The following is an 11,355-nucleotide window of genomic DNA, read 5'->3' on the forward strand; positions in this document are numbered from 1 at the left end:
TTCATACGTTCATGCGCGCTATGCGATCGCCGACAAATCGAACGGCGTCTCCCGCTGGCGCGTCCCCGTCAGCCTGAACCCCGCATTCGCAATCGCCGGCGTCACCGCCGGGCTCGACAGTTCGCCGACGCCGCCCGGCACGATGTGAATGTCGGTCTCTGGTATGTCGCTCATCCGCATCACGCGATACGTATCGAAGTTCGACTGCAGCACGCGGCCGTGCCGGAAATCGATGCGATCGACCGTCGCATGGCCGAGCCCCCACATCAGCCCGCCGTACCATTACTCGTCGCCCCCGGCCGGCGACGCCGCATTCCCGCAATCGGCCACGCACGTGAGCTTCTTCATCTTCACCGCGCCGTCCTTGCGACTGTTCATCAGCTTCACGGGCTTGCCCGCCTTCACCGCACACCATGTCGCGTCGAACAGCCAGTACGTCAATTCGCGCGCACCGAAGCTGCCGCCCGACACGCGTTCGTGCAGCGTCACGCAATGCACGGGAGTGCCGCCGTTACGCGCGCACACGGTGACGTTGATCGGCTCCGGCGGATTCGTGGCCTTGTGCGGCATCGAATACGACGCCTCGATCGTACGTGCACGGGCCGCTTTCGCCTTCGCGGAATCGCCGTCGGCAATCGTCGGCACGACACGCGCGGCCGGGTCGTCGACCCATGCTGCCCGCCTCGCCGCGACGATCGCGAATCATCGTGCACGGGCCACGTTCCGCGTATCGGCACCGCCGCCGGCTTGGTCCTTCACGCCGCGGCGAGTATGCTTGTACGTCGAACGTTCTCCAACACGCGGCGGCACGACGATCGCGACACCACGCCCCCTGCCCCGCCAACCGCCCTTCACCATCGATGGATTTCGACGTAATCGTTCTCGGCGCCGGCATCGTCGGCGTGTCCGCCGCGCTGCATCTGCAGGATCGCGGACGCAAGGTTGCCCTTGTCGATCGCGGCGCGCCCGGCGAAGGCACGAGCTTCGGCAACGCCGGGCTGATCGAACGCTCGTCGGTCGAGCCGTATCCGTTCCCGCGCAGCCCGTTCACGCTCATGCGTTATGCGCTGAACCGCTCGACCGAGCTCTACTGGCACAGCGCATCGCTGCCCGCGTTCGCGCCATGGCTCGCGCGGTTCTGGTGGGAATCGGCGCCGCTGCGCCACGCGGCCGCTTCGCGCGACATGCTGCCGCTGATCGAGCGCTGCATCGTCGAGCACGACGCGCTGATCGCGCGGGCCGGCGCCGGCGAACTGATCCGCGCGACCGGCTGGCTGGAAGCGTTCCGCACGCCGGCCGCCTTCGAACGCGGCGTGGCCGAGGCCGGCCTCACCGCGCGCCGCCACGGGCTCGGCATCACGCCGCTCGACGCGGCCGCGCTGCACGCGCACGAGCCGAGCCTCGCACCCGGCTTCTGCGGCGCGCTGCACTGGCTCGATCCGAAAAGCGTCGTCGATCCGTCCGCGCTCGTCAAAGCGTATGCGCAACTGTTCGTGCAGGGCGGCGGCACGCTGCTCGGCGGCGACGCCGCCAGCCTCGACGCACTGTCGCCCGGCTGGCAGGTTCACACGCAGGACGGCCCGGCCGCCGCGCCGGCCGTCGTCGTCGCGCTCGGCCCGTGGTCCGACATCGTGTTCGGCAAGTTCGGCTACAAGATCCCGCTGCGCGAGAAGCGCGGTTATCACATGCACTACGCGCCGTCCGCGCGCGGCGTGCCGTCGGCGCCGATCGTCGATCGCGAATACGGCTACGTGATCGCGCCGATGCGGCGCGGGCTGCGGCTGACGACGGGGGTCGAGATCGCGCGGCGTCGCGTGCCGCCGACCGGCGTGCAGCTCGAACGCGCGGAACGCGTCGCGCGGCCCGTGTTCGGTTTCGGCGAACGGCTCGACCCGCAGCCGTGGCTCGGCTTCCGGCCGTGCACGCCGGACATGCGCCCGGTGATCGGCCCCGCGCCCGCGCATCGCGGCCTGTGGTTCGCGTTCGGCCACAACCACCACGGGCTCACGCTCGGCCCCGTCACCGGCCGCCTGCTGGCCGAGATGATGACAGGCGAAGCGCCGTTCACCGATCCGGCGCCGTATCGCGCCGATCGTTTCTGAACAGATGACCCGTCACCGCGCGCTCAGTCGAGCGCGCGGCCGAAGATCCGGATGACTTCGTCGAGGTGCTCGGCCATCGCGCGGCGCGCGGCGTCGGGATCGCGCGCGCGGATCGCGTCGAGGATCGCGCGGTGTTCCAGCTCCGAGCGGTGCGGCATGTCGTTCGGCATGTACAGCGACTGCAGCCGCTGGAACATCAGGTCGTACTTGTGCGCGAGCAACTGCTTGATCATCAGCGCATACGCGGCGTTGTCGCTCGCTTCCGCGATGCGGATATGGAACAGCCGGTCGCCCGGGTGCGTGAGCGAGCCGCTGCGGTTGTCTTCCTGGTTGCGCAGGAACGCTTCGTGAATTCCTTCGATCTGCGCGTCCGAGCCGTGCTTTGCCGCGAGCGATGCCGCTTCCGGTTCGATCAGCCGGCGCGCCTGCAACAGCGCGAACGGCGGGATCTCGGTATCGAGGTCGAGCGCGATGCCGAGTTCGGGATCGATCTCGACGATCGAGAACGGCGCGACCGTCGCACGGGATACGGGTTCGGGCGCGGGCTCCGGCGCCGCGGCCGCTTCGGGATGACGCACCTTCACGCCGTCGCCGACGCGCACGCTGACGAGCCCGCTCACTTCGAGCGCGATCAGCGCCTCGCGCACCGACGTGCGCGACACGCCGAACTGCTCGGCCAGTTCGCGCTCGGGCGGCAGATAGCTGCCCGGCGGAAAATCGCCGGACTCGATCATCGCACTGAGCTTGTCGGCGATCTGCTGGTAGAGGCGGCGGTTCTGAATCGGCTGGATGGACATACGTTGACGCTGGTAATCGGTTTCGTTCCGGACGGTCTGACGAATCGCACAGACCGTTCGCGCCTATTTTATATGCCGCGCCTCACATCGCCCGGCACCGCATAACAACGCGCGGCCGTGCCGCCCCACAGCGCGTTGCGCTCGGCCGCCGACAGCCGCGATTCGGCCCAGCGTTCGACGAGCGACGCCACTTCGTCATACGAGGCCGCCAGCAGGCACACGGGCCAGTCCGACCCGAACATCAGCCGCTGCGGCCCGAACGCGTCGAGCGCCGCGTCGAGGCACTGCTCGATGTGCCGGATGTCCCGCGCGCGCAGGCCGCGCCGCCAGTCCGCCTCGGTCACGAGCCCCGACAGCTTGCATGCCACGTGCGGCAACGCGCCCAGCTCGCGCAGCGACGCGCGCCAGCGTGCGAGCGCCGTGTCGTCGCGCTCGAACTCGGTGAGCGCCGGCTTGCCCGCATGATCGAGCACGAGCCAGTGCGCATCGTGCGTCGCGCAGAACGCGCGCACGTCCGGCAACTGGCGCTCGAACACGAGCACGTCGTACACGTAACCATTCGCCTGCAGCCACGCGATGCCCCGATTGAAACCGGGATCGGCGACGAATGCGGCCGCGTCGGCTTCGTCCTGCACCTGATGACGAAAGCCGCGCAGCTTCGCGCTGCCCCACGCGGCGACCCGCTCGGCCAGCCCGGGCGAGCCGAGATCCTCCCAGCCGACCACCGCCGCGATGCGGGCGTCGTCGCGCGCGAGATCGAGCAGGAACGCCGTCTCGTCGCGCCCGGCGCGCGCCTGCACCGCGATCGACGCGCCGAGCGCCTGCGCATGCATCTGCGGCCACAGCGCGTCGGGCAGGTAGTCGCGCGCGAGCACGCCCATCCCGGGGCCGATCCACGGATAGTCGGTCGCGCGATAACGCCAGAAATGCTGATGGGAATCGATGCGCACTGCGCCCATGGTGCCCTCGTGTTCAGTCGCCGCTGTCGCGGCGGCGCGCGTCATCGCCGCCGCTCGTGCGCAACGCTCAGTCGTACAACACCGCCGCGATCTTCGGATCGTCGATATTGGTCTTGTCGTACCAGTAGAAACCGGTGTCGATGACCTTCGGCAGCTTCTCGCCCTTGATCGCCTTCACGGCCGCCTCGACGGTCTTGTAGCCGATCCCGATCGGGTTCTGCGTGATCGCGCCGGCCATCAGCCCGCTGCGGATCGCGTCCTTCTGCTGCTTGCCGGAATCGTAGCCGACGATCACGACCTTGCGCTTCATCTCGCGCACGCCGTTGACCACGCCGATCGCCGAGCCTTCGTTGGTGCCGAACAGCCCCTTGAGCTTCGGATACGCCTGCAGGATCGACTTCGTCACCTCGGTCGACTTCAGCTGGTCGCCTTCGCCGTACTGCACGGTCACGACCTGCACCTTCGGGTGCGCCGCCTTCATCCGCTCGAGAAAACCGTCGCGGCGGTCGATGCCGGTACGGCTCGTCTGGTCGTGCGCGACCACGGCCACCTCGCCTTCGTCGCCGATCAGCGCGGCGAGCTTGTCGGCGGCGAGCGCGGCGGCCGCCTTGTTGTTGGTCGCGGCGGTCGTCACCGGGATGTCGCTGTCGACGCCCGAGTCGAACGCGATCACCGGGATCTTCTCGGCCTGCGCCTTCTTCAGCAGCGGCAGCGCGGCCTTGCTGTCGAGCGCCGCGAAGCCGAGCGCGGCCGGCTTCTTCGCGATCGCGGCCGACAGCATGTCGATCTGCTTGTCGACCATCGCCTCGGTTTCCGGCCCCTCGAACGTCACCTTCACCTTGTAGTCCTTCGCGGCCTGCACGGCGCCCGACTTCACGGCCTGCCAGAACTGATGCTGGAAGCCTTTCGAGATCAGCGGGATATAGGCTTCCTGCGCCTGCGCGCCGGCCGTGACGCCGACGGCGAACGTCAGCCCGACGATCGCGTTCAACACCTTGCTCCTGATCACTTCGCGTCTCCTTGGTTGGATTCTTCTGGACGCCGGCCAGGCCGGCGGTGAAGCGGATGCCTGCGTGCAGGCGTGCGTCAGCGGCGGCGCCGGCGCAGGATGTCGACGTACACGGCGAGGATGATGATCACGCCGGTCACGACCGTCTGCCATTCCTGCGCGACCGACATGATGCGCAGGCCGTTGGTCAGCACGCTCATGATGAACGCGCCGATGATGGTGCCGACGATGCTGCCCGCGCCGCCCGACAGCGACGTGCCGCCGATCACGACGGCCGCGATCGCATCGAGCTCGTAACCCTGCCCGAGCGCCGGCTGCGCGGAGTTCAGCCGCGACGCGATCAGCAGGCCGGCTATCCCGCACACCGCGCCGCTGAACGTGTAGACGGCGATCTTCCACGCATCGACGTTCACGCCGGACAGCCGCAGCGCTTCCTCGTTGCTGCCGAGCGCGAACGTGTAGCGGCCGAAGATCGTCCGGTTCAGCACGATCGACGCGCCGATCGCGACGAGAAACAGGATCAGCACCGCATTCGGAATCGGCAGCGCGGGGATCAGGTTGCCGATCAGCGAGTCCTGCGCGATCGACGTGAAGCCCGGCGTGTCGTTGAAGTAGATCGGCCGCGTGCCCGAGATCACGAGCGACAGGCCCTTGAGCAGCATCATCATGCCGAGCGTCGCGATGAACGGCGGCACCTTCATCTTCGCGATCACGAAGCCCGACACGCAGCCCGACAACGCGCCGAAGCACAACGCGGCCAGGATGCCGAACGGCAGCGGCATCCCCCATTTCGTCAGCACGACGCCGGCCATCACCGCGCAGAACGTCATCAGCGTGCCGACCGACAGGTCGATGCCCGACGTGATGATCACATACGTGCAGGCGACGGCGAGCACGCCATTGACCGCGGTGGCCTGCAGGATCGACACGAGGTTGTCGACTTCGAGAAAGTTCGGCGAACCGAAGCTGAAGAACACGATCAGCAGCACGAGGCTCGCGAACGCGAGCAGCTTCTGGCGCGCGGCGGGGTTGAAGAAGCGCGCGCGAAAACCGGGCGCGGCGGCCGGCGTATCGCCGGAAGCGAGGGGCGGGACGGGATGCGTATCGTTGGACATGGTAAGCGTCTGAATCAGGACAATACGGTCGACTCGCGCTGCGTCGCGAGCTGCATGATCTTCTCCTGCGTGGCGTCGGCCGCACGCAATTCGCCGGTCACGCGCCCTTCGCACATCACGAGAATCCGGTGGCTCATGCGCAGCACCTCGGGCAGTTCCGACGAGATCATCACGATCGCCTTGCCGTCGGCGGCGAGCGCGTCGAGCAGCTTGTAGATCTCGCTTTTCGCGCCGACGTCGATGCCGCGCGTCGGCTCGTCGAAGAACAGGATGTCGCAGTCGCGCAGCAGCCATTTCGCGATCACGATCTTCTGCTGGTTGCCGCCCGACAGCAGCCGCGCGGGCTGCGTGACCGACGGCGTGCGGATCGCGAGCCGCCGCACGTACGACTGCGCGGTGTCGCGCATCTTGCGCGCATCCAGGAACGCACCGCGATGCAAGAAACGGCGCATGCTCGCCAGCGCGACGTTGTTCTGCACGTCCATGCCGACCGCGAGCCCGAAGTGCTTGCGATCCTCGGACAGGTAGCCGATCCCGTGCTTCACCGCGTCGGCCGGCGTGCGGATCGTCACGGTGCGGCCGTGCACGCGAATTTCACCGGCATCGATCGGGTCCGCGCCGAACACCGCGCGCGCGACCTCGGTGCGGCCCGCGCCCATCAGCCCCGCGAAGCCGAGGATCTCGCCGCGCCGCAGCGTGAAGCCGACATCGCGGATCGCACGCCCGCGCGACAGCCCGCGCACCTCGAGCGCCACGTCGTTCGACGACGTATCGGGCGGCGTGCGCGCTTCCGTTTCGAGCTGGCGCCCGACCATCATCGAAATGATCGTCTCCATCGACGTGCCGGCCATCGGCACGGTCGCGACGTACTTGCCGTCGCGCATCACGGTCACGCGATCGGCGATCTGGCGCAGTTCGTCCATCTTGTGCGAGATGTAGACGATGCCGACGCCGTTCGCCCGCAGGTCGCGGATGATGCGGAACAACTCGCCGATCTCCGCGTTGTTCAGCGCGGCGGTCGGCTCGTCCATGATCAGCACGCGCGAATCGAACGACAGCGCCTTCGCGATCTCGACCATCTGCTGCTTCGCGACCGTCAGCCGGCCGACCGGCGTGCGCGGATCGAGATCGAGCCGCATCCGCCGGAAGATCGCGGCGGCATCGCGATTCAGCTTGTCTTCGTCGACGAACACGCCGAGACGGCCGCGCGGCTCGCGGCCGATGAAGATGTTCTGCGCGACGCTCAGGTGGTTCATCAGATTCAGTTCCTGATGAATGATGCCGATCCCGAGCGCCTGCGCGGCGCGCGGATCGGCGATCTCGACCGGATGACCGTCCATCCGGATCTCGCCGTCGTCGCGCGGGTACACGCCCGCGAGGATCTTCATCAGCGTCGACTTGCCGGCGCCGTTCTCGCCCATCAGCGCATGCACTTCGCCCGCGCGCAGGTCGAAGCGGCAATCATCGAGCGCCTGCACGCCCGGGAAGCGCTTGCCGATGCCGGTCAATGCAATCAGCGGCGGCGCGAGGTTCGGGTGGAGGTCGGGTTGCATCGCTCGCGGCCCTCAGCTGATCGCACGGTCGAGATGCGTATAGCCGCCGTCGACGAACAGCCACTGGCCCGTCGTGTGCGACGCGCGCTCCGACAGCAGGAACACCGTCGTGTCGGCGATCTCGTCGGCCGTCGTGAAGCGCCGGCCGAGCGGCACCTTGCCCGCGATCGCCGCGAGCTTCGTCTCCGGATCGTCGAAGCCGTCGATCCATTTCCGGTACAGCGGCGTCATTACCTCGGCCGGGATCACCGCGTTCACGCGCACGCCGTCGTCGCGCAACGCGACGGCCCATTCGCGCGTCAGCGCGAGCTGCGCGCCCTTCGACGCGCAGTAGCCGCTCGTGTTGCCCTGCCCGGTCACGGCCGTCTTCGACGAGATGTTGACGATCGCGCCGCGCGCCGCCTTCAGGTGCGGCACGCAGTAATGCGCCATCACGTAGTAGTGGACGAGATTGCGTTCGAGCGACGCGACGAACGCGTCGCGCCCCGCATCGAGCCCGACGCTGTCGTTGACGCCGGCGTTGTTGACGAGCCCGTCGAGCCGACCGAAACGCGCGATGGTCCGCGCGACCGCGTCGCGGCACTGCGCATCGTCCTGCAATTCGACCGACACGCACGCGGCGTTCGGCTGCTCGCGCGTGAGCGCGCGCCAGAACGCGTCGTCGGGCGCGTGCCGCGCGAACACCACCGGTATCGCGCCTTCGCCGGCCAGCCGCATCGAGATCGCGGCGCCGATGCCCGACGCACCGCCGGTCACGATCACGACCTTGTCCTGCAGATTCAGATCCACTTCGCGTCTCCGTCGTTCATGTTGTCGGCACGCTCGATGCGTGTCAGCCGCGGAACCGGTACTGCTCCAGCGACTCGGGCTTCATCTCGATCGAGAAGCCGGGCGCCGTCGGCGGCAGGTACGCCGCGCCGCGCACGATGCACGGCTCGACGAAATGCTCGTGCAGGTGATCGACGTACTCGGTCACGCGCCCTTCCTTCGTGCCGGCAATGCACACGTAGTCGATCATCGACAGGTGCTGCACGTACTCGCACAGCCCGACGCCGCCCGCATGCGGGCATACGGGCAGCCCGTACTTCGCGGCCATCAGCATCACCGCGAGAATCTCGTTCACGCCGCCGAGCCGGCACGCATCGATCTGCACGACGTCGATCGCGCCGCGCGCGATGAACTGCTTGAACAGCACGCGGTTCTGGCACATCTCGCCGGTCGCGACCTGCACGGGCGCGATCGCCTTGCGGATCTTGCGATGCCCTTCGACGTCGTCGGGGCTGGTCGGCTCCTCGATGAACCACGGCCGCGCGAACGCGAGCTCGCGCACCCAGTCGATCGCCTCGTCGACTTCCCACACCTGGTTCGCGTCGATCATCAGCTTGCGATCGGGTCCGATCACTTCGCGCGCGATCGTCACGCGGCGGATGTCGTCCTCGAGGTTCGCGCCGACCTTCAGCTTCACATGGTCGAAACCGGCGTCCACCGCCTCGCGGCACAGCCGGCGCAGCTTGTCGTCGCTGTAGCCGAGCCAGCCGGCCGACGTCGTGTAGCACGGGTAGCCGTCGCGCTCGAGCGCCGCGATCCGCGCGGCCTTGCCGGGCGCCTGCCGGCGCAGCAGTTCGAGCGCTTCGTCCGGCGTCAGGCAGTCGGTCAGGTAGCGGAAGTCGATCGTGCGTACCAGTTCCTCCGGGCTCATGTCGGCGACGAGCCGCCACAGCGGCTTGCCGACGGCCTTGGCCCACAGATCCCACACCGCGTTGACGACGGCGCCGGTGGCCAGATGGATCGCGCCCTTGTCGGGGCCGATCCAGCGCAACTGGCTGTCCGACGTCACGTGACGCCAGAAGCGGCCCATGTCCTCGCGAATCCAGTCGAGGTCGAGGCCGACGACGAGGTGACGCATCGCGTCGATCGCCGCGCAGCAGATTTCGTTGCCGCGCCCGATGGTGAACGTGAGCCCGTGCCCCTCGAGCCCGTCGCGATCGGTTTCGAGGACGACGTAGGCCGCCGAATAATCGGGGTCCGGATTCATCGCATCGGAACCGTCGAGCTGGCGCGAGGTCGGGAAGCGCACGTCGAGGACGCGCATCGATCGAATGATAGGCATGACGAACCGTCCGTAAAAGGAGATCAGGCCTGCACGGTGCGCTGGCGCTGCTCGCCGAGCCCGTCGATGCCGAGCGTGATCACCTGTCCGGCGCGCAGATAGACGGGCGGCTTCTGCCCGAGGCCGACGCCCGGCGGCGTGCCGGTCGAGATCACGTCGCCCGGCTGCAGGCTCATGAAGCGGCTCAGGTAGCTGATCAGGTGCGGCACGCGGAACACCATCGTCGCGGTCGTGCCGTTCTGGTAGCGGTGGCCGTCGACGTCGAGCCACAGCCGCAGCGCGTGCGGATCGGGCACTTCGTCGGCCGTCACGAGCCAGGGCCCAAGCGGGCCGAACGTGTCGTTGCCCTTGCCCTTGTCCCACGTGCCGCCGCGTTCGAGCTGGTATTCGCGTTCCGACACGTCGTTCACGACGCAGTAGCCGGCCACGTGCGACAGCGCATCGGCTTCGTCGATGTAGCGGCCGCCCTGGCCGATCACCACGCCCAGCTCGACTTCCCAGTCGGTCTTCCGCGAGCCGCGCGGGATCTCGACGTCATCGTTCGGGCCCGAGATCGCGCTCGTCCACTTGCCGAACACGACGGGCTCCTTCGGCACCTCCATGCCCGACTCGGCCGCGTGGTCCGAATAGTTGAGCCCGATGCAGATGAACTTGCCGACGCGGCCGACGCACGCGCCGATCCGCGGCGCGCCCTCGACGCGCGGCAGCGACGACGGCGGAATGTCGCGCAGCCGCGCGAGCGACGCGGGGGTCAGCGCATCGCCGGCGATGTCGTCGATCACGCCGGACAGGTCGCGAAGGTGGCCCTGCGCATCGAGCAGGCCCGGTTTTTCATGGTGTTTGTCGCCAAATCTGAGCAGTTTCATAGCGTCGTCGGAACGGAAACGGAAAGTGAATGGGAAGGCGCGGTCAGTTTGACACGGTCAGTTTGACCAGCCGCCGTCGATCAGGTGGATCGCGCCGGTCGTGAACGACGCTTCGTCGGACGCGAGGTACAGCGCGAGCGCGGCCACTTCGTCGGCACGGCCGATGCGGCCGATCGGCTGGCGCGCGACGAATGCCTGGCGCACCTCGTCGGTCGACACGTGGCGCGTGCGCGCCTGGTCCGCGATGCGCTGCTCCAGCGACGGCGATTCGATCGTGCCCGGGCAGATCGCGTTGCAGCGGATGCCGCGCTCGACGAAATCGGCGGCGACCGCCTTGGTCAGCCCGATCACGGCCGCCTTGGACGTGCCGTAGACGAAGCGGTTCGGCACGCCCTTCACGCTCGACGCGGCCGAGGCCATGTTGATGATCGACGCGCCGCCGGCTTCAAGCATCGCGGGCAGCAGCGCGCGAATCAGCCGGTACATCGACGTGACGTTCAGGTTCATCGAGAACGCCCACGCGTCGTCGTCGCAGTCGAGGATCGAGCCGTGGTGCACGTAGCCCGCGCAGTTGAACAGCACGTCGAACGCGCGTTCGCCCGCGGCGAGCGCCGCGACGTCGTTCGCATCGGTGACGTCGAGCCGCCGCGTGGCCAGCCGGGCGCCCGCGCGTTCGGCGTCGGCCTCGAGCCGCACGAGCGCGGCTTCGTTGATGTCGGTCGCCAGCACGTCGGCGCCCTCGCTCGCGAACCGCAGCGCGGTCGCGCGGCCAATGCCCTGCCCGGCCGCCGTCACCAGCGCGCGTTTGCCCTGCAATCTCATGAGCACGTCTCCCGAAAAAGCC

10 protein-coding genes and 1 pseudogene are annotated in these 11,355 nt (G+C 68.3%); 1 reads left to right on the forward strand and 10 read right to left on the reverse strand.

The genetic code is table 11. From position 1 onward, the window contains the following. Positions 1 to 18 precede the first annotated feature (18 nt). Positions 19 to 693 (reverse strand): annotated as a pseudogene (locus AC1VVG_RS17180) (molybdopterin cofactor-binding domain-containing protein); the annotation flags it as partial. 167 nt (positions 694 to 860) lie between these two features. On the opposite strand from AC1VVG_RS17180, the gene AC1VVG_RS17185 reads away from it, so the two are divergent. After that, positions 861 to 2,102, forward strand: a complete 1,242-nt coding sequence (locus tag AC1VVG_RS17185; protein ID WP_482835928.1) for an NAD(P)/FAD-dependent oxidoreductase — start codon at positions 861 to 863, stop codon at positions 2,100 to 2,102. A gap of 23 nt (positions 2,103 to 2,125) precedes the next feature. Here the strand turns inward: AC1VVG_RS17185 and AC1VVG_RS17190 are convergent, their stop codons facing one another. From AC1VVG_RS17190 to AC1VVG_RS17230, 9 genes are all read right to left on the reverse strand, one after another. Beyond that, positions 2,126 to 2,899, reverse strand: coding sequence for a FadR/GntR family transcriptional regulator (locus AC1VVG_RS17190; protein WP_034186133.1), 774 nt, complete (start codon positions 2,897 to 2,899; stop codon positions 2,126 to 2,128). A 68-nt stretch (positions 2,900 to 2,967) separates the two neighbouring features. Then, positions 2,968 to 3,858, reverse strand: coding sequence for an L-fucono-1,5-lactonase (locus tag AC1VVG_RS17195; protein ID WP_482835929.1), 891 nt, complete (start codon positions 3,856 to 3,858; stop codon positions 2,968 to 2,970). A 67-nt stretch (positions 3,859 to 3,925) separates the two neighbouring features. After that, complete coding sequence (locus AC1VVG_RS17200; protein WP_049029304.1) at positions 3,926 to 4,867, reverse strand: ABC transporter substrate-binding protein; 942 nt, start codon at positions 4,865 to 4,867, stop codon at positions 3,926 to 3,928. Positions 4,868 to 4,944: 77 nt separating this feature from the next. Next, positions 4,945 to 5,982 (reverse strand): ABC transporter permease, encoded by a 1,038-nt coding sequence (locus AC1VVG_RS17205; protein WP_034186131.1) that lies wholly within the window; start codon positions 5,980 to 5,982, stop codon positions 4,945 to 4,947. Between the two features lie 14 nt (positions 5,983 to 5,996). Continuing rightward, complete coding sequence (locus AC1VVG_RS17210) at positions 5,997 to 7,535, reverse strand: sugar ABC transporter ATP-binding protein (RefSeq protein WP_482835930.1); 1,539 nt, start codon at positions 7,533 to 7,535, stop codon at positions 5,997 to 5,999. 12 nt (positions 7,536 to 7,547) lie between these two features. Continuing rightward, positions 7,548 to 8,324: an SDR family oxidoreductase gene (locus AC1VVG_RS17215; protein ID WP_482835931.1), complete on the reverse strand. Its 777-nt coding sequence runs from the start codon at positions 8,322 to 8,324 to the stop codon at positions 7,548 to 7,550. A gap of 43 nt (positions 8,325 to 8,367) precedes the next feature. Beyond that, positions 8,368 to 9,645, reverse strand: a complete 1,278-nt coding sequence (locus tag AC1VVG_RS17220; protein WP_034186128.1) for an L-fuconate dehydratase — start codon at positions 9,643 to 9,645, stop codon at positions 8,368 to 8,370. 23 nt (positions 9,646 to 9,668) lie between these two features. After that, positions 9,669 to 10,511 (reverse strand): ureidoglycolate lyase, encoded by an 843-nt coding sequence (locus AC1VVG_RS17225; protein ID WP_034186127.1) that lies wholly within the window; start codon positions 10,509 to 10,511, stop codon positions 9,669 to 9,671. Between the two features lie 57 nt (positions 10,512 to 10,568). Next, positions 10,569 to 11,333 carry an SDR family oxidoreductase gene (locus tag AC1VVG_RS17230; protein WP_034186126.1) on the reverse strand — a complete coding sequence of 255 codons (765 nt, stop codon included), beginning with the start codon at positions 11,331 to 11,333 and terminating at the stop codon, positions 10,569 to 10,571. Positions 11,334 to 11,355 lie beyond the last annotated feature (22 nt).

The sequence above is a fragment of the Burkholderia sp. L-4 genome, from assembly GCF_056856535.1.

Bases quoted from the DNA above. Each gene is read 5' to 3' on its own strand.
- AC1VVG_RS17205 (WP_034186131.1), bottom strand. From the start codon at position 5,982: ATGTCCAACGATACGCATCCCGTCCCGCCCCTCGCTTCCGGCGATACG.
- AC1VVG_RS17195 (WP_482835929.1), bottom strand. From the start codon at position 3,858: ATGGGCGCAGTGCGCATCGATTCCCATCAGCATTTCTGGCGTTATCGC.
- AC1VVG_RS17225 (WP_034186127.1), bottom strand. From the start codon at position 10,511: ATGAAACTGCTCAGATTTGGCGACAAACACCATGAAAAACCGGGCCTG.
- AC1VVG_RS17230 (WP_034186126.1), bottom strand. From the start codon at position 11,333: ATGAGATTGCAGGGCAAACGCGCGCTGGTGACGGCGGCCGGGCAGGGC.
- AC1VVG_RS17185 (WP_482835928.1), top strand. From the start codon at position 861: ATGGATTTCGACGTAATCGTTCTCGGCGCCGGCATCGTCGGCGTGTCC.
- AC1VVG_RS17210 (WP_482835930.1), bottom strand. From the start codon at position 7,535: ATGCAACCCGACCTCCACCCGAACCTCGCGCCGCCGCTGATTGCATTG.
- AC1VVG_RS17220 (WP_034186128.1), bottom strand. From the start codon at position 9,645: ATGCCTATCATTCGATCGATGCGCGTCCTCGACGTGCGCTTCCCGACC.
- AC1VVG_RS17190 (WP_034186133.1), bottom strand. From the start codon at position 2,899: ATGTCCATCCAGCCGATTCAGAACCGCCGCCTCTACCAGCAGATCGCC.